A 22,759-nucleotide genomic window follows, 5' to 3' on the forward strand; every position below is an offset into this window, starting at 1 on the left:
CGGCTCGGGAGATCACGTATGCGCACTACCCTGTTCGATCTGGCTCGCGCCCTGTTGCAGCGTCTGGCGATTGCTGCCGGGGCGGGACTCCTGCTATGCGGCTGCAATAAAATCGGCCCGGATTTCCACCGCCCGGAAATCAAACTCACCGACGCCTGGCTGGATGCGCCGAAGAAAACCGCAAAGGCCGGCGACTTCAGCACCTGGTGGAAACTGTTCCACGATCCGATACTCGATCGCCTGATCGAAAAGGCCTACCGGCAGAATCTGGATGTCCAGAAGGCGGCGATCCGCATCTATCAGGCGCGCGCCCAGCTTGGCATCGCCAAAGGTTATCTGTTCCCGCAAAAACAGAATGTGGGAATGGACACGTTCTACGAGCGCATCAGCGAATTCTCGCCCTACTACCAGGGGAGTGATTTCCATACGTTCACCTACTTCCAAACCGGATTCGACGCCATGTGGGAGCTCGACATCTGGGGCCGCTTCCGCCGCGGCATCGATGCCGCCGGCGCGGAAATGGCGGCGTCGACCCTGGAATACGACGACATGGTGGTGACCCTGACCGCCGAAGTCGCCGCCGCCTACGTGCAGATACGCACTTTCCATCAACGCCTGGCTCTCGCCAGGGGCAACGCCGACCTGCAGGAGCGCAGCTTCCGCATCGCCGAATCGCAGTTCCGCAACGGCCTGAGCACCGAACTCGACATGCAGCAGGCCAAGGCGCTGCGGCAGGCGACCCTGGCGGAAATCGCCAGCCTCGAAGTGGGGTTGCGCCAGTCGAAGAACGCACTGAGCGTCCTCCTGGGGATGCAGCCCAGCCACCTGGACAAGGAACTGGGCCCGGACAGCGACATCCCCGCCGCCCGGTCGGAGATCGCCATGGGCATCCCGACCGATATCCTGCGCCGCCGCCCCGACGTACGCGCCCAGGAATACAAAGCCGCCTCCCAGTGCGCCCAGATCGGCATCGCCGAGAGCGAACTTCTCCCCCGGCTTTCCCTGGTCGGCACCGTCGGCTTCAATTCCGGCAGCATCGACGGACTCGACGTGGCCAATGCCATCAGCCCTTCCGGGCTGGCGGGCAAATTCGGACCAACCGTCATCTGGCCGATATTCCAGTACGGACGGCTGACCAACAACGTCCGCGTCCAGGACGCCAAATTCCAGGAACTCCTGACCGATTACCGCAGCACCGTATTGCGCGCCCTGCGCGAGGTGGAAGACGCGATCATCGCCTTCAAGAAGGCCGAGGAAAGGGTGGCCAGCCTGGAGGACGGCGTCCGGGCTTCACAGCGAGCCGCCGAACTCGCTCTGCGGCAATACCAGAACGGACTCGAAGACTACACGCGGGTCCTCAATTCCGAGCTGTTCCTGGTGCAGCAGCAGGACCGGCTGACCGCCAGCCGGGGCGACGTCGCCCGCAGCGTCATCGCCATGTACAAGGCGCTGGGCGGCGGCTGGGAACTGCGGGAAGGGCGGGAACTGCTGCCGCCCGGCGTAAAGAAGGAAATGCGGCAGCGCACCGACTGGAACGATCTGCTCGAGGAACCGGTCGGCAGCGAAATCAACTAGAAACGAACCGGGACCGGCGAGCGTACGTCGCCGCCGGTCTTGCAAGAGGGGGCAGGATAATGAAACTGGTGACCGCGATCATATCCTCGCAAAAGCTGGATGAAGCCCGCGAGGCCTTGCTGGAAATCGGCGCAACCGGCCTCACCATCAGCCGCATTTTCGGCGATGCGTTCGAGAGGCACGGGTCCCGCACCGACGACTGCCTGTTCAAGCTGGAGATCCTCGCCGCCGAACGCCTGGCGGACACCATCGTGGAATCCATCATCGGCATCCTGGGCACGGAGGCGGCCGACGATGCCCGGATATTGGTCTTCGAGCCGGAGCAGGCCGTGCGCATCCGCACGCTGGAAATCGGCGAAGAGGCCGTGGGCTGACCTCCCCCCTCCCGGCCTCCTAAATGTGGATTGGCCCTTACGGAACTGGCTTTTACTCATTCAGAAGTAATAGCCCTTGCCGTTGTGCGAGCTCAAGTCCAGGCCTTCGGTTTCCTCGTCGGGGCCGACGCGCAGTCCCAGCCAGCGATCCAGACCTTTGAGCACGAAATAGCTGGCGGTGCCGCTCCAAAGTCCTGCGGCGGCGATCGCGGCAAGCTGAACACCGATCCGCTGCCCCAACCCTAAATCGCCCGGAAATCCCGAGCCTCCCCAACCCCCGCCGGCGACCAGCGGAGTGAGAAGCACGCCCAGCAGGGCGCCGGCCGCATGCACCGGGAATACGTCCAGGGCATCATCGATTTCCAGCTTGCGCCGGATCCACGGGATCGCGAAGAAGCAGGCCAGCCCACCCGCGCCGCCCACGATGAGGGCACCCTGCGGCCCGACATAACCCGCCGCGGGCGACAGCGCAACCAGACCGGCGATCATGCCGGTCACCAGCCCGAGCAGGGTCGGACGGCCGAAGCGCACCCACTCGGCGCCCATCCAGGCCATCGCGCCGGCGGAAGCCGCCAGGTGGGTATTCAGCATCGAGAGTCCCGCCGCGCCGTTCGTCATCAAGGCGCTGCCTGCGCTGAAGCCGTGCCAGCCGATCCACAGCATGCCAGCGCCGGCTGCTGTCAGGGTCAGATTGTGCGGGGGCATGAGCGCATCGGGGAAACCGCGCCGCGGCCCGATCAGCCAGGCTACGGTGAGGGCGGAAACGCCGGCGGTCGCATGGACCACCACGCCGCCGCTGAAGTCCGCCGCGCCGAAGCGTGCCAGCCAGCCGCCGCCCCACAGCCAGTGGCAGACCGGCGCATAAACCAGCAGCGTCCACAAGGCGGTGAACCAAAGCACGGCCGAAAACCTCATGCGCTCGGCGAAGCTCCCGACCATGAGTGTCGGTGCGAGCACGGCGAAGCTGAGATGGTAGATGCAGTACGCCGCTTCGGACACGCGGCCAACCGCCGAATCGGCCGTCAGGCCGCGCAGAAACAGCCTGGACGAACCGCCGATCCACAGCGACGAAGGCTCACCCCCGCCCAAGGCGAGGCTGTAGCCGGCACCCATCCAAACCAGGGACACCAGGGCGGCGACGGCAAAACACTGGGCCAGGACGGAGAGGACGTTCTTGGTGCGGACCAGCCCGGCGTAAAGCAAGGCCAGCCCCGGCACCGTCATGAACCAGGCGAAGCCGGTCGATGTGAGAATCCATGCGGTATCCGCTGCATTGAGCTCGTCCGCCTCGAGCGGCAGCGCCACCATCAGGCATCCCAACAAGCTGAAACCACGGAATTTCGGACCTTGCCCCATCGCTCCCCCCGTCTGTGTCGTGGCGCGGCCCACGCCAACCGGAAGCCGTCTCTGCCGGATTATCATCCCTCCGGGAGACCGCTTGCACAAAACCGGTGCAATGAAACCACGATTAGGCGGGTGTGCCAAGATTCGAGGAGGCTTTCCGCCGGGATGCGATCACTCGTTCATGTCGGGGAACAGAATCGCTTCGTCCGGCACCCCGTTGCCGTTCTGCTGCAGGCCGACGCCGCCGACCAAGGCATAGCCGGCATCGCCCTCGTAGAGCACGACGGCGTTTTTGGGCATTTCTTGCAGGGCTTGGATCAATTGCTCTACAGTCATCGCGGCCCCCAAGCTCACATATCGTCCGAAATGACTTCCATCGCGATCAGTTGTTCCCGCAGGGCCATGTGCGCCGGGAAGCCCTCCCGGCCCTGGTAGAACGGGTCGCCGTAGAGGGCGTTCATCGCGGACTGGTCCGACAGGTAGACCCGGCAGCCCTCCAGCCCTTCCGCCAAGGCGGCGACGCAGGCTTCGAACTCGGAGACCGGTTCGGATTCATAGACGCCCTCGCCCAGCAGCTCGTCGGCCCGATACAGTTCGGTGTCCCAGCCGTGCTTGTCGGCCAGCTCGAAGATCCAGCCGTGGCTGGCCCCCGCTTCGGGCGAGTCCGGCGTGAAACCGGCGGCTTCGAGCAATCCGCGCGGGGTCGCCGCGGCGAAGATCACGCGGCCTTCCCGTTCTTTGGCGGCGCGGACCTTGAGGGAAAAATCCTCCCGGTCGAATGCGAACCAGGCATTCGCCTTGCCCGGAGCGGTGACTTCGACGATATAAATCATGGCTTTTCCCGATGGTGAGATGGGTTCAATGCGTCAGACTCGAAACGGCGGCGTCCGTGACGGCGTCGGCCCGCACCGCAAGCTTGATGTCGACGGCGCGGCTCAGCCAGCCCAAGGTCACCGCGCGGAAGGCGGCTTCCTCGGCCTCGTCCCAGATCAGGCACAGCAGCGCCTCTTCACGGTTGAGCAGTTCGTCTTTCTCCATTTTTTCAACGGCGAGCTGGCAGGCCAGCGGGTCCGCCTCGTTGCGCGCGAACACTTCGCGCGCCGCCGCGATGCCATCGGCGGTTTCGTCTTCCGACGCGAGGGCGGCGTGTTCGCCTTCGATGCTGATGATGAACGACATGGGTCTCTCCGATTAAATCTACAAAAATGCAGTGGAATATCCGCGTTTATTAGCCTAGGAAAGCAGTCTTCCCCTTCCCCTCTCCCAGAGGGAGAAGGGGAGGGGAAGGGGATGAGGGCTCAAGCTATAAGGGCACACCGAAAAACCATTCCTCGCTGCCGCCCCAGGCGAGATGCAGCTGGTAGGCGGAGCGCCAGCGCGCCGCCTCGGCTTCGTCGGCCGGGCGGTGGCTCAGTTCCGCCTCCGGCGCGTCGGCGGTGAAATAGGCGCGGCCGTTGCGCAGGAAGCGGGCCAGATCCTTGCGGTCGTTGGGCCGGACCACGGCCTTGGGGACGTCGTTGACCAGGATGGTCGTCACCTGCATGGCTGCCTCCGCTATCCGATGGTGACGATCAAGGGCTCCAGTCCCGCCACCGTGGCTTCGATCACATCGCCCTGGACCACGGGACCTGCCAGGCCCGGCGTGCCGGTGTAGATGAGATCGCCGGGGAATAGCTCCATCCGGGTGGAAAGATAATGCACCGTCTCCGGAATTTTCCACAGCATGTCGGCCACGTTGCCGCTCTGCCGGACCTCGCCGTTGACCTTGAGTTCGATCTTGCCGCTGGCAATGTTCCCTGCGTAGAACTCCGGCGTGATCGCCGAGCATGGGGAGGAATGGTCGAAGGCTTTGGCCTTTTCCCAGGGCAGCCCCTGTGCGATGGCGGTGTCGAGCGCGTCGCGCAAGGTCATGTCGAGGCCTACCGCATAGCCGAACACGTAGTCGTAGTCGACCTTGTCCGCAGGGATGTTGCGGCCGCCCTTATGCAGCGCCACCACCATTTCCACCTCGGGAAACAGTGCGTCGGTACCGGGCGGATACGGCAGCACCGAATTGTTCTGCAGGATGGTGCCGGGCGGTTTCAGGAAGAAGCTCGGCTCGGCGGGCTTGACCGCTTCCTGGCCGGGCACCGGATAATTGCGGGCGAGGCAAAAAATGCGGCGCACCGGAAACGGGTTGCTCGACATGGCGTCGAGGGTAATTACGGGGGCGGGTGGGAAAGCGTAGTTCATGTCTTCTCTTATCCGATCATGTTATTCCTGCCCCCTCTCCCTTTGGGAGAGGGCCGGGGTGAGGGAAAACCTTGGCTCGGACCATCACTGCAAACGCCAACGATACACCCTCACCCTAAATCCCTCTCATGCCAGGCGTCGTGCCTAGCACCGCAAATCTGCTCCCGGCAGATTTGTCCCAGAGGGAGGGGGACTTTTAACCGTTTGTTACACCAGCCGGTCCGGCCAGCGGTATCCGGCGTCCATTTCGAATTCCAGGTAATAGATCCTGAAATGCTCTTCCATCTTTTCCGCTTCGGGAAGGCTGCCTTCCCGTTCCGGGTATTGCGCCAGCAAGGCGCTGCGGTGCGCGGTCCAGGCTCTGAGCAAGGCCTCGCGGGCCATGGCGGCGGTCGCGCCGGCGCCGCGGAACATGAAGTGATGCGTGTTCATTTCCGCGACGACGAAGCGTTCGCCCATCTCAAGCCTCTTCCGCCGGTCCCAGGTCCATGCCGCGGAAGATGGAGCAGCGCTTGAACACCTCCAGGCTGGGCGCGACCCGCTTGTGTGAGCAATATTTGGCCACCAGCTTGGCCAAGCCCTTGATGTCGCGCCCGGTAGCGGCGGGGAAGACGTCCGCCAGTTGGCCGATCAGCGCCTCGTCCACCGCCAGTGCGAACTGGCCGGTCATCACCCGCCAGATCTTGCAACGGTCGTCGCGGTCGGGCGGATAGAACTTGATGAGGGCGATGCAGCGGGAGACGATGGCCTCGTCGATGTCGTCCACCCGGTTGGTGGTCAGGAACAACAGGCCGTTGAAATATTCCAGCACCCGCAGGAACACGCCGACCACGGCGTTCATGGTGATGTCGTCGTCGCGGCGCTTGATGTAGACGTCAGCCTCGTCGATCAGCATGACGGCGCCCCAGCGCTGGGCACGGGTCAGCACGTCCTTCAGCGCGGTCTCCATGGCCGCCACGCTGAGGCCGAGCTGGCCGGAATGCACCCGGTACAGCGGACGCCGGATGATCTCGGAATAGACCTCGGCGGTCAGAGTCTTGCCGACGCCCGGCGGACCGGCGCAGAGCACCGTGGTGCCGCCGGACTTGCCGGCCACGATGTCGTCCATCAGCACGTCCATCTCGGCGGTGAGGATGTCGATCAAATCGGTCTGCTCCTCCGGCAGCACCAGCTTACGCTTCAACTCCGGCTGGTACTCGTAGGGGCTGACGTCGTCGACATGCACCCACAGATAATGATGCAGCTCCAGGTGGAACATCAGGATGTAGGGATGCACCGGGAGCTGGGTGAACAACCCCTCCGGCATCGCGTCATGCAGTTCCTGGACTTCGTCCTCGGCGTCGTAGCGGTTGCTCTTGGCGGCCTTGCGCAGATAAGGCCCCAGAATGTCGCCGGTGGCGTCCAGCGTCAGCGCACGCTGGGTGAGGATGCCCTCGTCGTTCACCAAGCGGGCACTGCCGCCGCCGGAAGACAGCACGATGACATCCTTGCGCGACCAGTCGGTGTCGCGGTGAGTAGAAGACGGGTCTTCCGCGTAGAAGCCGATGCCTTGTCCTGAAAACTGGGCGCCGTAGCGGGCGCGCCAGTCGAAATAACGGGCCACGGTGCGCTCGTAGGCCTCGACCAATTCGGGCGTCTCCTTGAGAAACCCCTTGGCCGCGAAGATCTCGCCCACGGTCCGGCCGGCGACATCGCTGGCGGTGATGCGCAGGGCGACGGTAGCGAGATTGCCCTTGGCATTGGCCTTCAGCTCGATGATGATCTTGCCGATCTCGTCGTTCGATTCCGGAATGTAATCGAGCCGGGTGATGACGTAGGGCAAGGGCCGGTTGGTGACGTTGGCAGTGAACACCCAGCCGCGGAGGGCGCCGGTCGCGAGATAGCGGGCGATGGCGGGCACGGCCTGCTCCAGCTCGTTCGCCTCGAAGCGCACGCCGTCGTCGTTGAGCGCTTTCTGCAGCACGGCAATCTGCACCGCCCGTTGCTTCAGGTCGGGGCCGGCTTCTTCGTACAGGTTGCGCAGGAAGTTGACCTCGGCATTTTCCAACTGGACGAAGGCGATCTCGGCCTTGTTCCCGAACCGCAGTTGCTCCTGCAAAGCCGCCAGGCGCGGGAACTCGGTAACCATGGCCTCGACGTAAGGCTTTTCGATCTGAAGTTTCACGGCACTGCCCTCGCCCGTTCGGGGTTCAATGGGTCATTTCAAGCGCGGACGCTCGGACGGTTTGTAATTGCTGAAATGCCCTTCCTTGGCGGCCTGGGCGCGTGTCTTCTGGAGCATGCCCGGCGTCTTCATGTGCGGCGCGATCTGCGCCAACTGTTTCTCCATGTTGCTACCGCCGCAATGCGGGCAGACCGGCGTGTCGCTGAGCTTGAGCAGCAGTTCCGAGGTCTGGCCGCAGTCGCGGCAGAGGAAATCGTATAGGGGCATGGCTGGCTCCTGGTCTAACTCAAGCGGAATCGGCCAGACGGCTCCATTCCGCCGGCGTATAGACTTTCATGCTGATGGCGTGGAGGGCACCGGTGGACAAAGGCTCGGTGACGGTAGCCAGAACCTTCTGCTGCCGTTTGACCGAGTTCAGGCCCTCGAACGCCTCGCCGATGATCACCGCAGAAAAACTGCAGCCCTCGCCTTCCACCCGGACTTCACAGCCCGGAATACCCGTTTCGATGAGCGCGCGGACTTCGGCGATTTCCATGGGCTTTAACCTTCTGCCTGTCCGGCGACGGCGGCATCGAGCAGGGTCTTCAACTCGCCGCTGGCCGACAGTTCGCTGACGATGTCGCTGCCGCCGACCAGTTCGCCGCCGATGAAGAGCTGCGGGAAAGTCGGCCACTGGGAGATGCTCGGCAGCTTCTCCCGGATGGACGGCGCCGCCAGGATATTCACGTAGGCGAACGGCACGCCGGCGGACTGCAGGCAGGACACGGCCTTGGCGGAAAATCCGCACTGGGGCATCTCCGGTACGCCCTTCATGTAAAGGATGACCGGATGTTTTGCGATCTGGTCGCGGATGGTGTCTTCGATATTGCTCATGGCGATACCTCTCGAATTGGAAGAAACTGCACCCTCGTCCCCGCTCCTTCAGGGTCCATGCCGTTCAGTTAAGCCGTCTTTCCGGCAGGGGTTGCCGGAACCCAGGGGCACTAGGGTGTGCTAGGCCGTGACCATCATTGGTTCCTGGCCCCCGGCATTCCCTGCCGGGGTGACGAGACGGTCCTTAATTTGACGATATTGCCCCAAGGGAGAAGGGAAGGGAGCGAAACGCGCTACTTACAAGCCGGACGCGAAGCCCAGCAGCTCGACGGTGATGTCCTCGTCGCCGGTGACTTTCGCCTGGCACGCCAGGCGGGACTTGGAGCCGACGCCGACGATCGTGTCCAGTTTGGCGTTCTCTTCGGCGCCGATCTTGGACACGCTCTTGCGGCCGGTCTGCAGGAAGATGTGACAGGAGCCGCACTGGGCGTTGCCGCCGCACTTGTGCATGATGGCCTCGCCGGCTTCCATGATGAGTTCGAGCAGGGATGCGCCTTCCCGTGTCTCAATGGTTTTTCCGGCAGGCTGGATGGTCAGGGTAGACATGTAGCGTCCTCTTATAGTGTGTGTCTTAGGGGGTTTAAAAAATCCAAAGGTCGATCAAGCGGCGCTCCCTTCCGCAAAAGCCCGGATCACGGAAGCGCCGACGCTGTCGTTCCGGTCCAGCTCGCCCAGCTTGGCCAACAGGCGTTCGCAGTCCTCCCGCTCGCCCCTGCGCAGCCGGATGAAGGCCAGCGCCTTGAGCGAGAACAGGTAGAAATGCTGCGGCGCATCGTAGCGCTGCCAATCGACGGTGCCGGGCGTCAATGCCTCGATGTCGTTCGGAAAACCGCCTTGCAGCGCCGCCGCCTCCAGCGCCATCCGTACGACCCGCTCGGCATCGGCCAGGCGTCCCTTGTAGAAATAGAACTTGTACATCGAGAAATAGACCGACAAGGCCTCGGGCGCCTCGGCGTGCGCCTGCCGCAAGTAGGCTTCGGCCTGTTCGGTGTCGGCGTAGGCGCTCATCGCCTGCTCCAGGAGGCCTCCCACCTGAGCGGGCACCTCGCCGGCATAGAACGAACGCATGGGATCGGCGCTGGCGGCCATCGTCCGGCTCCCGTCAGCTCCAGAGCGCGGCCGGGGCGAGCAGCCTTTCGACCGGCCGGTCGTTCTTCAGATGTTCTTCGATGATCTCGGACACGTCTGCCGGACTCACCTTGGAATACATCACGCCCTCCGGATAGACCAGGACGGTCGGCCCGAGATCGCAGGTGCCCAGGCAGCCGGTGCTGGTCAGCGCGAACTGGCCGTAGAGCTGGCCGGCCTCGAACTGCTGCATGAAGGTCTGGAACACCGCGGTGGAACCGAGCTGGCCGCAGGAACCGCGCGGATGGCCGGGCGGACGGGTCTGGGCGCAGACGAAGACGTGCTTACTGGGTTTTGGCATGAAAAGTCCTCTCCTTTGTTGAACAATCGTTGGCTCCCACTCCAAGAGGGAGAGGGGAGAAATCTCAGGCCCGCTGGCCGCGCGTGGACAGGCTCGCTTTCATGCTGTCCAGCGAGATGCTCTTGCCTTCCTGATCCTGGAACACCTTGAACACCTTTTCCTGGGCCGCGTTCGATTTCACGAAGTCATCGTGGGCCTGGCTCAGCAGCGACTTGCAGGTCGCCATGGCGGTGGCCTCGTCCATGTCGTCCGGAATCGGGCTTCGGTTCAGGTACTGGTTGAAGCGCTTCAGGATGTGCAGCCGGTTGACGTGCACCACCGAGGGCTCGTACTCGACGCCGAAGAAGTCGAGGAATTCCTCGGCTGCGGAAAAACTTTGTATGCGCTGCAACACCGGATTCATGATGAGTCCCCTTCGGAAAATTAGGTTTGGAATTGTCCTCAGCCGAACAGACCCGGGCGCGGCTGGGACGACACCGAGGTTTCGGCGTAGAACAGCTTCAGCTCGGTCTCGCTGGGCGGCCGCTTGGTCTGGCAGGCGTGGATGCGGATGCGCTTGAGCAGCCTGCCGGCGTCCACCTCGGTCAGGTCGATCCCGAGCAGGCCGAAGCTCCGCTTCACCGCGTGAGTGCCGGAATGTTTGCCCAGCACCAGGCGGTGCTCGCGGCCGAGCTCCTTCGGGTCCACACCCTGGTAGTTGATGACGTTCTTGAGCAGGCCGTCGACATGGATGCCGGCTTCATGGGTGAACACCGCCTCGCCGACGATGCTCTTGTTGGCCGCCACCGGCCGGCCGGAAGCGGTGGCCACCAGCCCGGAAATTTCGGGAAAATGATCGACGGCGATGCCGGTATCGATGCCGTAAAGCTGGTGCAGGGCCATCACGGTTTCCTCGATGGCTGCATTCCCGGCTCGCTCTCCCAGGCCATTGACCGTGGTGTTCACATGACTCGCCCCGGCCTGCACCGCCATCAGGGTATTGGCCGTCGCCAGCCCGAAGTCGTTGTGGGCGTGCATCTCGATTTCCAGATCGGTGCCTCCGGCCAGCCGGCGAATGCGCTCGAAGGTCGACATCGGCTCCAGCAGGCCCAGGGTGTCGGCGAAGCGGATGCGCCGGGCGCCGGCTTGCTGCGCCGCCTGGGCGACCTGCGCCATGAAATCGGGATCGGCGCGCGATGCGTCCTCGCAGCCGACGCAGACTTCCATGCCGGTATCCAACCCCAGCTTCACGAAACGGTCGATGCTCGCCAGCACCCATTCACGGGTCCGGTTCACCTTGTGGCGGAGATGGATGTCCGATACCGGAATCGACAGGTTCACCAGATCGGCCCCGCAGCCGGCGGCCGCGGCCAGATCCTGCTCGCACATCCGGCCCCAGACCATCAGCCGGGTCGGCAACCCCAGGCCCGCGATCGCCCGGATCACCTCCTGCTCCTCGGCGCCCATGACCGGTATGCCCACTTCCATTTCCGGCACGCCGGCCCGAGCCAGCGCCTGGGCGATGGAAAGCTTTTCCTCGGCGGTGAATGCGACCCCGGCGGTCTGCTCGCCATCCCTGAGGGTGGTGTCGTTGATGGTGACCGTGTGCATAGCCATGGCTGACCTCACTTGAGTTCCTTCGCCAGGTTACGGCTGTAGCGTGGCAGTTCGATGACCAGATCGGCCTTGCTCACCACCGCCTGACAGGCCAGCCGGGAATGCGGCTCGAGACCCCAGGCCCGGTCCAGCATGTCGTCCTCGGCGTCGTCGGCAGCGTTCAGCGAGTCGTAGCCTTCCCGCACGATGACGTGGCAAGTGGAGCAGGCGCAAGCCATTTCACAGGCATGCTCGATTTCGATGCCGCCGTGCAGCAAGGCATCGCAGATACTCTGACCGTAACTGGCCTTGATGACGGCGCCTTCCGGGCACAGTTCGGCATGGGGCAACACCTTGATCTGCGGCATGCTCAGACTCCCAGGCTGTCCAGCTTCTGGCCGGTGAGCGCGGCCTTGATGCTGTAATCCATTCGGCGCCCGGCGAATTCGGTGCTGGCGTCGTTCAACGCATCGGCGGCATTCTTGATCGCTTGCCAGTCCGAGCCCTCCATCGCACCTTTGAGAACCTGCAAGCCTTTCACCAGGACCTCGAGTTCTTCCTCGCTGAGAAGCCCGCCGTCCTCGGCCAATGCCGACTCGGTGGCCTCGACCAGACGCGAGGCTTCGACCTTCTGCTCCTGCAGCCGCCGCGCTTCCAGGTCGTCGCGGGCGTGCAGGTACGAATCCTCGATCATCCGCGCCACTTCACCGTCGCTAAGCCCGTAGGACGGCTTGACCTCGATCCTTGCCTCGACTCCGCTGGTCTGTTCGGCTGCAGTCACGTTGAGGAGCCCGTCGGCATCGACCTGGTAAGTCACCCGGATGCGCGCCGCGCCTGCCGCCATCGGCGGGATGCCGCGCAGCTCGAAACGCGCCAGCGAGCGGCATTCGCTCACCAGCTCGCGCTCGCCCTGCACCACGTGGATGCTCATGGCGGTCTGACCGTCTTTCCAGGTGGTGAATTCCTGGGCCCGCGCCACCGGAATCGTGGTGTTGCGGGGCACGATCTTTTCGCACAGGCCGCCTAAGGTTTCGATGCCCAGCGACAGCGGAATGACGTCGAGCAGCAGCCAATCACCGCCGGCGCGGTTGCCGGCCAGCATGTTGGCCTGCATGGCGGCGCCCAGCGCCACCACCTTATCCGGATCGAGATCGGTGAGCGGCGTTTGCTGGAAGAATTCGGCCACCGCCTCCCGGATGCAGGGCATGCGGGTCGCGCCGCCGACCAGGACCACGCCCTTGATGTCGTCGATGGCGAGTCCGGCGTCGCGCAGCGCCTTCCGGACCGGGGCGAGCGTTTTCTTCACCAAGCCGGCCGTCAGCTCCGCAAAGGTATCGCGGCTCAGCGTCAGCGCGATCCGGGAACCGTCCGACAGCGCGGTGTCGATGGCCGCCCCGGCCCGGTCGGAAAGCTGCTCCTTGGCGACGCGGGAGGCAGCCATCAGCAGCCGCGCGTCGCTGCTGGACAGCCCGCTGAAACCGCTCTGTGCGAGCAGCCAGTCGTAGACCGCGCGGTCGAAATCATCGCCCCCCAGGGCCGGGTCGCCGTTGGTGGCGAGCACTTCGAATACGCCGCGGGTGAGCTTCAGCACCGAGATGTCGAAGGTGCCGCCCCCTAAGTCGTAGACTGCATACACCCCCTCGGCGGCGTTGTCGAGCCCATAGGCGACCGCCGCAGCGGTCGGCTCGTTCAGCAGCCGGAATACCTCCAGCCCGGCGAGCTTTGCGGCGTCCTTGGTCGCCTGGCGCTGCGCCTCGTCGAAATAGGCCGGCACCGTGATCACCGCGCCCGCCAGTTCACCGCTCAGTTCCGCGACCGCCCGGTCGCGCAGAACCTTGAGAATTTCCGCCGATACCTGAACCGGACTGATCCGGCCGGCGCGGGTGTCGAACTGCACCATGCCCTCGCCTTCAACGAACTTGTAGGGCGCCCCGTGGTGCTCGGCGATGTCGTTCAGGCCCCGCCCCATGTAGCGCTTAACCGAAACGAAGGTGTTCTCGGGGTCTTCGCTCTGCCGGGCCTTGGCCTCGTAGCCGACCTCGGCAGCCCCGCCGTCGAGGTAGCGCACTACCGAGGGGAGCAGGGTCCGGCCCTGAGCGTCGCCGAACACCACCGTCCGCTCGTCCCGGACGGTGGCCACCAGCGAATTGGTCGTACCCAGGTCGATGCCTACCGCGAGCCGCTGTTGCGGCTTTACGGCGGCGCCGGGTTCGGAAATCTGTAGCAGCATCAGTCCTCCAGCAGGGCGTGCGCCTGATCGAGATCACGTTTGAGTTTTTCCAGGAAGGCGAGCTGGCGCACCAGCACCGCGGCGTCCGGATGCGATTGCTTGATGTCGAGCATGGCGCCGAGCGATTCGATCAGATGATCCATTTCCTTCTTCAGCCGAAAGCCGAGCCGGTCCAGCGCCGCTTCACTGCGGCCGGCGATGGCGTCCTGCATTTCCTCCCGCCATTCGATCTGCTCCAGCAGGAATTCCGCCGGCATCGCCGTGTTGTCCTCCTCCCGCGTATCCACGCCATGGATCCTGAGCAGGTAACGCGCCCGGTCCAGCGGACGCTTCAAGGTCTGATAGGCCTCGTTGGCGAAAGTCGCCCATTGCAGAGACAGGCGTTTTTCCGCATCGCTCAGATGAGCCGCCTTGTCCGGATGGACACGGGCCTGCAGCTCCAGGTAATGGCTATCGAGCACGCTCAAGTCCAGCCGAAACATTTCGGGCATCTGGAAAAATTCGTAAAAATTACGGGGCGCCATTTCGCTCATAGCCATCGCTCCTAAACGTTGAAACTCTCGCCGCAACCGCATTCGTTCTTGACGTTGGGGTTGTTGAACTTGAAGCCCTCATTCAAGCCTTCCCGCACGAAATCCAGCTCGGTGCCTTCCAGATAGACCAGGCTTTTCGGATCGACCAGCACGGTGACACCAAAACTTTCGAACAACTGGTCCTCCGGCGCCGGCTCGTCCACGAACTCCAGGGTGTACGCCAGGCCCGAACAGCCCGAAGTCTTGACGGCGAGCCGCAGCCCGACGCCCGCACCGCGCGCGGTCAAATGCTTCTGCACCTGGACCGCCGCCTTTTCTGTCAGGGTTACTGCCATCGTTGCCCTCCATTCAAAAAACAGTCTCAGTGGGACGAGCAGCTCGAACCGCCGCCACCTTCGACGGAGAAGGAACTGCCGCAACTGCAGGAAGAGGTCGCATTCGGGTTCTTGATGACGAAACGCGAACCTTCCAGCCCTTCCTGGTAATCGATTTCGGCGCCCTGCAGATATTGCAGACTGGTGGGGTCGACCAGCAGGGTCACGCCGTCCTTCTCCACCGCCGTATCGTCCTCGTTCACGGCCTCCTCGAACGAGAAGCCGTACTGGAATCCCGAGCAGCCGCCGCCGGAGACATAGACCCGGAGCTTCAGCGCCGGATTGCCCTCCTCGGCGATCAACTCGTTGACCTTGGCCGCCGCATTGCCGGTGAAAATCAATGCAGGGCCGGCCGGCGTCAGATCGACAATGCTGGTCATGGCTGTCATAACGGTTTCCTCGCCTTCAGGCCGCCGATTTGCAGATTTCGTAGCCTTCGTCGGCCACGCCTGTTTTTGCCTTGTAGTCCGAGACCGCAGCCTTGATCGCATCCTCGGCCAGCACCGAGCAGTGGATCTTCACCGGCGGCAGCGCCAGCGCCTCGGCAATCTCGGAGTTCTTGATGGCCAGGGCTTCGTCGACGGTCTTGCCCTTGACCCATTCGGTGACCAGCGAACTGGAGGCGATCGCCGAGCCACAGCCGTAGGTCTTGAACTTGGCATCCTCGATCACGCCTTCGTCGTTGATCTTGATCTGCAGCTTCATCACGTCGCCGCAGGCCGGAGCGCCCACCACGCCGGTACCTACGCCGTCTTCGTCCTTGTCGAAGGAGCCGACGTTGCGGGGATTTTCGTAGTGGTCGATGACTTTATCGCTGTACGCCATTGTTGTTCTCCTGATTGGATGGTGAAGGGCTTCGGGCGCCTTAATGCGCTGCGGCCCACTGAACGGTGTTGAGATCGATCCCGTCCTTGTACATCTCCCACAGGGGCGATATCTCGCGCAGGCGAGCGACCTTGTCCTTGATCAGGGAGATGGCGAAATCCACGTCCTCCGCCGTGGTATAGCGGCCCAGGGTGAAGCGGATCGAGCTGTGGGCCAGTTCGTCGCTGCGCCCCAGGGCGCGCAATACGTAGGAAGGCTCGAGGCTGGCCGAGGTGCAGGCCGAGCCGCTGGACACCGCCAGATCCTTGATTGCCATCATCAAGGACTCGCCCTCCACGTAGTTGAAGCTGATGTTCAGGTTGTGCGGCACCCGCTGTTCCAGGTCGCCGTTGACGAACACCTCTTCCATGTCCTTGAGACCGGCCAGCAGCTTGTCGCGCAGCCCGCGGATGCGTGCATTCTCCGCCGCCATTTCTTCGCGGGCGATGCGGAAGGCCTCGCCCATGCCGACGATCTGGTGCGCGGCCAGGGTGCCGGAGCGCAGTCCCCGCTCGTGGCCGCCGCCGTGCATCTGCGCCTTGAGCCGGATGCGCGGCTTGCGCCGCACGTACAGCGCGCCGATGCCCTTGGGGCCGTAGGTCTTGTGGGCGGAGAAGGACATGAGGTCGACCGGCAGCTTTTCCAGGTCGATTTCAACCTTGCCGGTGGACTGGGCGGCATCGACGTGGAAGATCACACCGCGCTCCCGGCAGATCTCGCCGATCGCCGCGATGTCCTGGATCACCCCGATCTCGTTGTTGACGTGCATGACGGACACCAGCGAGGTATCGGGCCGGATCGCCGCCTTGAAAGCCTCCAGGTCCAGCAGGCCGTTCGCCATCGGCTCGAGGTAGGTCACTTCGAAGCCCGCGGACTCCAGCTCGCGCATGGTATCGAGCACTGCCTTGTGTTCGGTCTTCACCGTGATGAGATGGCGGCCCTTGGTCTGGTAGAACTCGGCCGCGCCCTTGATGGCCAGGTTGTCCGATTCGGTCGCGCCGGAGGTCCAGACGATTTCCCGGGGATCTGCGTTGACCAGCTTCGCCACTTCCTCCCGCGCGTTCTCCACCGCCTGCTCGGCGGTCCAGCCGAAGCTGTGGGAACGGCTGGCCGGGTTGCCGAAGTTTTCCGTCAGGAACGGGATCATCTTCTCGGCAACACGTGGGTCGACCGGCGTCGTTGCCGAGTAATCGAAATAGACCGGTAGCTTCATTGCATGTTCTCCGAGTTCGCCATGAGGATAGGCGGTTTGCCTTGATCTCTATCTTGCAAACCTCGGGCCACTCTCGAGAATAACGCTAACAAACGGATTTTATTAACTTTAATCCGCAATAAGACGAAAACCGGTTTGTCTCGTTGTCGACAAGGAGCGGCCGGCCCGGCGCCCTTCCAAAGCGCCCGGCGCGCAAAGAGGACCTGTATGGTACGGATTACGAAGGTTTGAGCAGGAAGGATGGGTGGTGCCGGTGTTTTTGTCGGATTTGCTACAACTCGACACGATGCACCGAAACGGTGAAAGCGATGCGACGCTGCCTTCGTCTACGGAAACGAGAAAGGCCGGGTCGCCCCGGCCTTTCTACCCGCCTCACCGGCTAGGCTGAGACGCACTGCTTCTCGTCGGTCCTGTAAACCAGATAGGGCTCGGTTTCGCCCCGGATCACCTTCTCGTCGATCACAACCTTGACGACGTCCTCGGCGGACGGCAATTCGTACATGGTGTCGAGCAGGGCATGCTCGACGATGGTCCGCAGGCCCCGCGCGCCGGTCTTGCGCTCCATGGCGCGCCGGGCGATGGCTCCCAGGGCCTCCGGCAGGATTTCCAGCTCGCAGCCTTCCATTTCGAACAACCGGGCGTACTGCTTGACGAGCGCATTTTTCGGCTCGGTCAGGATGCTGACCAGCGCCGCTTCGTCGAGTTCCTCGAGCGTCGCCACGACCGGCAGGCGGCCGATGAATTCCGGTATCAGGCCGTAGCGGACCAGGTCTTCGGCTTCGACCCCCGCCAGGACCTCCCCGAGGTTGGTGTTCTCTTCCTTGCTTTTCACTTCAGCCGAGAAGCCGATACCGCTCCTTTCCGAACGGGAACGTATGGTCTTGTCGAGCCCGGCGAAGGCGCCGCCGCAGATGAACAGGATGTTGGCGGTGTTGACCTGCAGGAACTCCTGCTGCGGGTGCTTGCGCCCACCCTGCGGCGGTACCGAGGCGACGGTACCCTCCATCAGCTTGAGCAGGGCTTGCTGCACGCCTTCCCCGGACACGTCGCGGGTGATGGATGGGCTGTCGGACTTGCGCGAAATCTTGTCGATCTCGTCGATGTAGACGATCCCGTGCTCGGCCTTTTCCACGTCGTAATCGCAGGCCAGCAGGAGCTTCTGGATGATGTTCTCGACGTCCTCGCCGACGTACCCGGCTTCGGTGAGGGTGGTGGCGTCGGCGATGGTGAAGGGGACGTCCAGCACCCGCGCCAGGGTCTCAGCCAGCAGAGTCTTGCCGGAACCCGTCGGACCAATCAGGAGGACGTTGCTCTTGGCCAGTTCCACATCGTTCTTGAAGGTTCTGGCCTTGAGGCGCTTGTAATGGTTGTACACGGCGACCGACAGGATGCGCTTGGCCTTGTCCTGGCCGATGACGTATTCGTCCAGAATCGCCTTCATTTCCTTCGGCTTGGGAAGGCCCTCTGCTGCACCGGCCTCGCTGCCCTGCAACTCTTCGCGGATGATGTCGTTGCACAGCTCGACGCATTCGTCGCAGACGAACACGGCGGGGCCTGCGATGAGTTTCCTGACTTCGTGCTGGCTCTTGCCGCAAAACGAGCAATACAGCAGCTTGCCGGACTCTTTGTTTTTCCTGTCTTCGCTCATGGCGCTTACTCCCCTGGTTAGGAACGGTGTTTGGCTGTCACTCTCCCTTTGACTGGCAAGTTGTGCGCCAAACTGCGAGCCAGCCGCTCAGGCCGCGCCAGCTGCGCGATTCACGAGTACTTTGTCGATCAGGCCGTATTCCACTGCGTCGTTTCCGCCCATGAAATTGTCGCGATCGGTATCAACCTGGATCTTTTCGATGGGCTGGCCGGTATGCTGCGCCAGGATTTTATTGAGCCGTTCACGCACCGCCAGGATCTCACGGGCATGGATATCGATGTCGGAAGCCTGACCCTGGAAACCGCCCAGCGGCTGGTGGATCATGATCCGCGAATGCGGCAGCGAATAGCGCTTGCCCGCCGCGCCCCCGGCCAGCAGCAGGGCGCCCATGCTGGCGGCCTGGCCGACGCAGAGCGTGCTGACGTCGGGCTTGATGAACTGCATCGTGTCGTAAATCGCCAGCCCCGCCGTCACCAGCCCGCCAGGCGAATTGATGTAGAGGTGGATGTCCTTGTCGGGATTCTCCGATTCCAGGAACAGCAACTGGGCGATCACGAGATTGGCCATGTAATCCTCGACCTGGCCCACCAGGAAGATGACCCGCTCCTTCAGCAGCCGCGAATAGATGTCGAAGGCCCGCTCGCCGCGCGCCGACTGCTCCACCACCACCGGAACCAGTCCGCCGGCGGCCCGTGTTGCGTTGTCCATGCCGTACCTATCCTTCATGAAGTTCATCGGATTCGTCCTCGCTCCTTTGTAGCGGTTCAGTGCAGCCGGCGCGGGATCGCGAGGCTGAATGCTGCGATGGGCGCCTCAAACGGCATCCCGTCGTCGGCGATCAGCTGATAACTGCCGTGCATGCTGCCGACCGGCGTGGCGATGGTCGCCGCGCTGGTATATTCGAAGGCCTCGCCGGGGCGGAGATAAGGGTGCTCCCCCACCACGCCTTCGCCGACCACTTCCACCGTCTTGCCGTTCGCGTCGCTGATGATCCAGCGCCGACCCAGGAGTTTGGCCGGCACGGTGCCGGTATTCTCCATCGTCACGGTATAAGCGAAGGTATATTGGTCGGCGTCGGGCTGGGAGTGCTCCCGCAGATAAACGGCCTTGACTTCGACCTTGAGCTCATAGGGCTTACGTCTCATGGCATTGTCCTTTTCGTTCATGATTCGCCGGCCCTTCAGCAGCCGGCGTCGGAAGCCGGCGGCTCACCATCCTGATCGGCGAATACCAGCAGCGGACCTTCGGCATTCCCGAAATGGATGTCCCCCAACGCCTTCTGGTCGATTACCGCGACGACAAGTAAGGCGATCCGGTGCTCTCGGCCATCCTTAGCCGCCGAGACGACGAGGCCGACGCTTTCGTCGAAACCCGGCCGATACAGCCTGGTGCCCGGTACCGGGACCTCGGAATAGTCGGCATAAGCCAGAAACACCTTGCGCTTGAGCTGGCCCCGGTAATGCAGGCGGGCGATCACCTCTTGTCCGGGGTAACAGCCTTTCTTGTAGCTCAGGCCGCCGAGGACTTCGAGGTCGAGCATCTGGGGAATGAACTCGCCGGCGGTATCGGCCACAACGTGCGGGATGCCGGCCAGTATATCCAGCAACGCCCAGGCACCCGTTCCCGCCGGCCTGGCCGCCACTGCGAGCTTTTCCCAGAGGGCGATCACGGCCCGGGGGCTTCCGACCGCCAGCCAGCGCGACCGCGGCTCGCTGCCCAGGGCAATCAGAGTACAGTCACCGACCACCGCAGTCCCGCCCCTCTGCTCCGGCAAGGCCAAGCCCAGCGTTTCCGGGATCCCGGCACCGGACAACCCGATCCGGGCCAGCGTACCGCTGGCATCGGCGATAGCCGCCTTGGTGCGCAGGAGGAACATCCTCAGCCGCGCGATGACGCCCGGCAGCAGTTCTTCCGGCAACAGCAGGTAATAGGCTCCGTCCCGCAGGAACAGCCAGAACGTGGCCTGGATCCGTCCCTTGCCGTCGCACCAGCTGGTGAACTGGCCCAGGGTCTCCGATACCAGGCGTACGTCGCCAGTCAGCATGCTGCCCAGGAATTTGCCAGCCTCCTCGCCCTTGACCTCGATCAGTCCGAAATGGGACAGGTCGGCGACGAGACTCCCACCCAGGGCGAGTTCCGCGCCGTCGCCCGCCGCAGGAACGAAGCGGTCCAGAAAATCCGCCCATTCGGTGGGAGCATTCGGGGCGGCACTCCCGGCCATCTGCACTTTCAACGCTTCACCGGCTGCCATGCATCATCCTCCTCGGGTCCGAAACAGTTCGCGTATTCGTCGCATTCCGCGCAGGTCGGCGAACGGCAAACGAAAGCGCCTTCCCGTTCACAGAGCTGCTTGTAAAAGAATTTCTTCCAGCGCATACCGCCGGTATTGCGGGCGAACAGCGCAGGGAAATGGCACGCCAGGAGCTCTGACAGCGCCTTCCGGTCCGCCAGCCCCATGTCCTGCCAAAGGTGGTCGTCGCCCATGCAGCAGGCGGCGATGGCGTGCGCAAGCCAACGGGATTCCGCTGCATCGCGCCCGCAGTAATCCAACAGGAGCCCCAGGAGCGAATCGAATTCATCGGCCGGCGCCCGCCGTGCCGCATCCATGACCGTCGGCGCCGGCTTGATGTAGACGCCACGCGCGCCGGGGAAATAGCGGTCAAGCAGCGCGCAGAATTCGGCGTGGTCGAGGCCGAAGCCCTCGCGGCCGGCCAGCCGCGAAGAACTGCGCGCGAGTTCGATGGCCGAGGCGAATGTGAGGATCAACGGCTCCCGCGGATCCTTCGCGTACGCCAGCAAGGGGTCATAGCTGAAAACGTCGTTTCTGGCCAACATGCTCTGTGCTCCCCGGCATGAAGAAAAACCACACCCGGCAAGCCTTGGATCAAGCCGCCAGGGGCACGTGAGTGTAGCACTGCTTAGGGCAGATCTTGGCGCAGGACTCGCAGCCTATGCAGTTGTCGACGTTGGCGATCGACATCACCTTCTTGTCGTACTCGTCGTCGTCATCGTCATCCTCGTCGGCGCTGATGGCGACGGCTTCGCCGTCTTCGTTGATGCCGACCATCTCCAGCACCTCACGTCCGCAGACCTTGTAGCAACGCCCGCAGCCGATGCACTTGTCCTGGTTGATCTCGCCGACAAACTTCGGCACCCAGACTTTCCCGCTGGGGAGGGTAACGGAAAATTCACTCATGATTCACTCCTAACTGGCAGTGCTTTTGCGGAACTCGTCCAGCTGACGATAGGCCTCGTAGGTCTTTTCGGCGACCTCCATGATTTTCGGCCAGCCCGTAGGCAGATCCTCGGCCAGATCGTGCAGGTCCATCTTCAAGGCCGTGGCCTGGGCATTGAGCTTTTTCAGCTTCGCCTTCAGTTCTTCTGCTTCATCGCTCATCGGACACCTCGAATCAGCTGTAGTTCGCCACATCGGGGTAGCGGGTGATCATTTCCACCCCGGCATTCACCAGCTTCTCGCCTTCCTCAGCCAGCTTCTCCATGGTGGGGAAACCGAAGCGATGCACGTCGCGCAACTGCTTGTTGACCACGACCAGCCGGCCGGCGATCAGCACCATGCGGCCGAAGCCTTCGTGGGACATCTTCATCATCGGCGTGACCATCACCTTGGTGGCGCGCTCGATCGACAGGCCCACGGCGGCGTAGAACAACTCGAGACGCCACAGAGTCTCCGGATCGGGGTCGCCGATGATGGGGATTTCTGCGCGCTTGGCCTTGTCGAGGATGTAGGGCTCGAGCAGTTGCTCGTCGCTCTTGCCTTCCCAAGTCCCGTAGGAATCCTGGGCCCGCCACTGCTTGACCAGTTCCTTGATGAACGCCGAGTCCATCGGCGAGGCGGGGGTTTCCGCCAGTACTGCGGCTGCTTCAGCCATGTTGCACCTCTTCGTCGTCTTCAAAATCGAATGAGCGTTCCTGACCCTTGCCTTCTTTCGCCAGCACCTTGCGCAGCCAGGGCGGCGGATTGCCTCTCAGAACGTCGCGCAGCTTGTCCAGCAGCTCGGCGATGGGCTCCGGCTGGGGCACCTTGATGGGATGGATGCCCTGGGCCACGACCCGCGCAGCCCCGGAACCGCCGATGGCGGCGACGTAGAGAATGGCGCAGTCCTTGATGGCCTCCAGCTTGGGCGCCAGTTTGTCCTCGTTGCCGTCTTCCTGCAGATCGCCCTCGAACTGGATCGCCTCGATGAACTCGCCGCCCTCGGTCGAGAGTTCGTAGATGGCGATGTTCTTGGCCCAGCCGAAGTGGGCGTCGACGCGCTTGAGATCCTGGGTAGCGAATGCGACTTTCATGCTTCCTCCGCGATTAAACGATT

At 63.3% G+C, this 22,759-nt stretch carries 34 protein-coding genes; 2 read left to right on the forward strand and 32 right to left on the reverse strand.

Features of this window, described 5'->3' with window-relative positions; translation table 11 throughout:
- The first annotated feature begins 18 nt into the window (after nt 1-18).
- Together OOT43_RS10990 and OOT43_RS10995 are read left to right on the forward strand one after the other, a co-directional pair.
- The gene (locus OOT43_RS10990; RefSeq protein WP_266020624.1) at nt 19-1,575 is read left to right on the forward strand and encodes an efflux transporter outer membrane subunit; all 1,557 of its coding nucleotides are present in this window, start codon (nt 19-21) and stop codon (nt 1,573-1,575) included.
- A 59-nt stretch (nt 1,576-1,634) separates the two neighbouring features.
- A complete protein-coding gene (locus tag OOT43_RS10995; RefSeq protein ID WP_266020625.1) occupies nt 1,635-1,949 on the forward strand; it encodes a P-II family nitrogen regulator in 315 nt (104 codons plus the stop codon).
- 60 nt (nt 1,950-2,009) lie between these two features.
- Here OOT43_RS10995 and OOT43_RS11000 read toward each other — a convergent pair whose 3' ends face one another.
- The 32 genes from OOT43_RS11000 to nifX form a co-directional block, all read right to left on the reverse strand.
- Nucleotides 2,010-3,305 (reverse strand): ammonium transporter, encoded by a 1,296-nt coding sequence (locus tag OOT43_RS11000; RefSeq protein ID WP_266020626.1) that lies wholly within the window; start codon nt 3,303-3,305, stop codon nt 2,010-2,012.
- A gap of 159 nt (nt 3,306-3,464) precedes the next feature.
- Nucleotides 3,465-3,629 (reverse strand): hypothetical protein, encoded by a 165-nt coding sequence (locus OOT43_RS11005; protein WP_218808026.1) that lies wholly within the window; start codon nt 3,627-3,629, stop codon nt 3,465-3,467.
- Nucleotides 3,630-3,643: 14 nt separating this feature from the next.
- Nucleotides 3,644-4,126 carry a hypothetical protein gene (locus OOT43_RS11010; protein ID WP_266020627.1) on the reverse strand — a complete coding sequence of 161 codons (483 nt, stop codon included), beginning with the start codon at nt 4,124-4,126 and terminating at the stop codon, nt 3,644-3,646.
- A 25-nt stretch (nt 4,127-4,151) separates the two neighbouring features.
- Entirely contained in the window at nt 4,152-4,472 is a 321-nt protein-coding gene (locus OOT43_RS11015; protein WP_266020628.1) for a hypothetical protein, read from the reverse strand.
- Between the two features lie 124 nt (nt 4,473-4,596).
- A complete protein-coding gene (locus tag OOT43_RS11020) occupies nt 4,597-4,836 on the reverse strand; it encodes a hypothetical protein (protein ID WP_266020629.1) in 240 nt (79 codons plus the stop codon).
- Between the two features lie 11 nt (nt 4,837-4,847).
- A complete protein-coding gene (locus OOT43_RS11025; protein WP_266020630.1) occupies nt 4,848-5,525 on the reverse strand; it encodes a fumarylacetoacetate hydrolase family protein in 678 nt (225 codons plus the stop codon).
- Between the two features lie 207 nt (nt 5,526-5,732).
- Entirely contained in the window at nt 5,733-5,984 is a 252-nt protein-coding gene (locus OOT43_RS11030; protein WP_266020631.1) for a hypothetical protein, read from the reverse strand.
- A gap of 1 nt (nt 5,985) precedes the next feature.
- Nucleotides 5,986-7,689 carry an AAA family ATPase gene (locus OOT43_RS11035; RefSeq protein WP_266020632.1) on the reverse strand — a complete coding sequence of 568 codons (1,704 nt, stop codon included), beginning with the start codon at nt 7,687-7,689 and terminating at the stop codon, nt 5,986-5,988.
- Nucleotides 7,690-7,722: 33 nt separating this feature from the next.
- A complete protein-coding gene (locus OOT43_RS11040) occupies nt 7,723-7,956 on the reverse strand; it encodes an FmdB family zinc ribbon protein (protein WP_266020633.1) in 234 nt (77 codons plus the stop codon).
- A gap of 19 nt (nt 7,957-7,975) precedes the next feature.
- Nucleotides 7,976-8,224 carry a BolA family protein gene (locus OOT43_RS11045; protein WP_266020634.1) on the reverse strand — a complete coding sequence of 83 codons (249 nt, stop codon included), beginning with the start codon at nt 8,222-8,224 and terminating at the stop codon, nt 7,976-7,978.
- 5 nt (nt 8,225-8,229) lie between these two features.
- Complete coding sequence (grxD, locus tag OOT43_RS11050) at nt 8,230-8,562, reverse strand: Grx4 family monothiol glutaredoxin (RefSeq protein WP_266020635.1); 333 nt, start codon at nt 8,560-8,562, stop codon at nt 8,230-8,232.
- 237 nt (nt 8,563-8,799) lie between these two features.
- Nucleotides 8,800-9,108 carry a 2Fe-2S iron-sulfur cluster-binding protein gene (locus OOT43_RS11055; protein WP_266020636.1) on the reverse strand — a complete coding sequence of 103 codons (309 nt, stop codon included), beginning with the start codon at nt 9,106-9,108 and terminating at the stop codon, nt 8,800-8,802.
- Between the two features lie 54 nt (nt 9,109-9,162).
- Complete coding sequence (locus tag OOT43_RS11060) at nt 9,163-9,651, reverse strand: hypothetical protein (protein WP_266020637.1); 489 nt, start codon at nt 9,649-9,651, stop codon at nt 9,163-9,165.
- A 13-nt stretch (nt 9,652-9,664) separates the two neighbouring features.
- Entirely contained in the window at nt 9,665-9,991 is a 327-nt protein-coding gene (locus OOT43_RS11065) for a (2Fe-2S) ferredoxin domain-containing protein (RefSeq protein WP_266020638.1), read from the reverse strand.
- 64 nt (nt 9,992-10,055) lie between these two features.
- Nucleotides 10,056-10,394, reverse strand: a complete 339-nt coding sequence (gene nifW, locus OOT43_RS11070; RefSeq protein WP_266020639.1) for a nitrogenase-stabilizing/protective protein NifW — start codon at nt 10,392-10,394, stop codon at nt 10,056-10,058.
- A 38-nt stretch (nt 10,395-10,432) separates the two neighbouring features.
- Entirely contained in the window at nt 10,433-11,587 is a 1,155-nt protein-coding gene (gene nifV / locus OOT43_RS11075; RefSeq protein ID WP_266020640.1) for a homocitrate synthase, read from the reverse strand.
- Nucleotides 11,588-11,595: 8 nt separating this feature from the next.
- Nucleotides 11,596-11,934, reverse strand: a complete 339-nt coding sequence (gene fdx, locus OOT43_RS11080) for an ISC system 2Fe-2S type ferredoxin (protein ID WP_266020641.1) — start codon at nt 11,932-11,934, stop codon at nt 11,596-11,598.
- Between the two features lie 2 nt (nt 11,935-11,936).
- Complete coding sequence (gene hscA, locus OOT43_RS11085; protein ID WP_266020642.1) at nt 11,937-13,796, reverse strand: Fe-S protein assembly chaperone HscA; 1,860 nt, start codon at nt 13,794-13,796, stop codon at nt 11,937-11,939.
- Nucleotides 13,796-14,371, reverse strand: a complete 576-nt coding sequence (gene hscB / locus OOT43_RS11090) for a Fe-S protein assembly co-chaperone HscB (RefSeq protein WP_317133981.1) — start codon at nt 14,369-14,371, stop codon at nt 13,796-13,798. Before hscB ends, hscA begins: the two co-directional genes overlap by 1 nt.
- On the reverse strand, nt 14,341-14,664 hold the full coding sequence (gene iscA / locus OOT43_RS11095) for an iron-sulfur cluster assembly protein IscA (RefSeq protein ID WP_266020644.1): 324 nt from the start codon (nt 14,662-14,664) through the stop codon (nt 14,341-14,343). Before iscA ends, hscB begins: the two co-directional genes overlap by 31 nt.
- Nucleotides 14,665-14,690: 26 nt before the next feature.
- Entirely contained in the window at nt 14,691-15,083 is a 393-nt protein-coding gene (gene erpA / locus OOT43_RS11100) for an iron-sulfur cluster insertion protein ErpA (protein ID WP_266024896.1), read from the reverse strand.
- A gap of 25 nt (nt 15,084-15,108) precedes the next feature.
- On the reverse strand, nt 15,109-15,528 hold the full coding sequence (gene iscU, locus OOT43_RS11105) for a Fe-S cluster assembly scaffold IscU (protein WP_266020645.1): 420 nt from the start codon (nt 15,526-15,528) through the stop codon (nt 15,109-15,111).
- A gap of 40 nt (nt 15,529-15,568) precedes the next feature.
- The gene (locus OOT43_RS11110; protein ID WP_266020646.1) at nt 15,569-16,780 is read right to left on the reverse strand and encodes an IscS subfamily cysteine desulfurase; all 1,212 of its coding nucleotides are present in this window, start codon (nt 16,778-16,780) and stop codon (nt 15,569-15,571) included.
- 379 nt (nt 16,781-17,159) lie between these two features.
- Nucleotides 17,160-18,428 (reverse strand): ATP-dependent Clp protease ATP-binding subunit ClpX, encoded by a 1,269-nt coding sequence (clpX, locus tag OOT43_RS11115; RefSeq protein ID WP_266020647.1) that lies wholly within the window; start codon nt 18,426-18,428, stop codon nt 17,160-17,162.
- A gap of 87 nt (nt 18,429-18,515) precedes the next feature.
- Entirely contained in the window at nt 18,516-19,136 is a 621-nt protein-coding gene (gene clpP / locus OOT43_RS11120) for an ATP-dependent Clp endopeptidase proteolytic subunit ClpP (RefSeq protein ID WP_317133982.1), read from the reverse strand.
- A 56-nt stretch (nt 19,137-19,192) separates the two neighbouring features.
- Nucleotides 19,193-19,573, reverse strand: a complete 381-nt coding sequence (gene apaG, locus OOT43_RS11125) for a Co2+/Mg2+ efflux protein ApaG (protein ID WP_266020648.1) — start codon at nt 19,571-19,573, stop codon at nt 19,193-19,195.
- A gap of 35 nt (nt 19,574-19,608) precedes the next feature.
- Nucleotides 19,609-20,679: a CAF17-like 4Fe-4S cluster assembly/insertion protein YgfZ gene (gene ygfZ / locus OOT43_RS11130; protein ID WP_266020649.1), complete on the reverse strand. Its 1,071-nt coding sequence runs from the start codon at nt 20,677-20,679 to the stop codon at nt 19,609-19,611.
- Nucleotides 20,658-21,263, reverse strand: a complete 606-nt coding sequence (locus OOT43_RS11135; protein ID WP_266020650.1) for a nitrogen fixation protein NifQ — start codon at nt 21,261-21,263, stop codon at nt 20,658-20,660. The genes ygfZ and OOT43_RS11135 overlap by 22 nt, the downstream gene beginning before the upstream one ends.
- A gap of 49 nt (nt 21,264-21,312) precedes the next feature.
- Nucleotides 21,313-21,624 (reverse strand): ferredoxin III, nif-specific, encoded by a 312-nt coding sequence (fdxB, locus tag OOT43_RS11140; RefSeq protein ID WP_266020651.1) that lies wholly within the window; start codon nt 21,622-21,624, stop codon nt 21,313-21,315.
- A 9-nt stretch (nt 21,625-21,633) separates the two neighbouring features.
- Entirely contained in the window at nt 21,634-21,825 is a 192-nt protein-coding gene (locus tag OOT43_RS11145; protein ID WP_169602473.1) for a CCE_0567 family metalloprotein, read from the reverse strand.
- Nucleotides 21,826-21,838: 13 nt separating this feature from the next.
- Nucleotides 21,839-22,318: a NifX-associated nitrogen fixation protein gene (locus tag OOT43_RS11150; protein ID WP_266020652.1), complete on the reverse strand. Its 480-nt coding sequence runs from the start codon at nt 22,316-22,318 to the stop codon at nt 21,839-21,841.
- Nucleotides 22,311-22,736, reverse strand: a complete 426-nt coding sequence (gene nifX / locus OOT43_RS11155) for a nitrogen fixation protein NifX (RefSeq protein WP_266020653.1) — start codon at nt 22,734-22,736, stop codon at nt 22,311-22,313. Before nifX ends, OOT43_RS11150 begins: the two co-directional genes overlap by 8 nt.
- Nucleotides 22,737-22,759 lie beyond the last annotated feature (23 nt).

The organism is Methylococcus mesophilus (genome assembly GCF_026247885.1).
GTDB lineage: Bacteria > Pseudomonadota > Gammaproteobacteria > Methylococcales > Methylococcaceae > Methylococcus > Methylococcus mesophilus.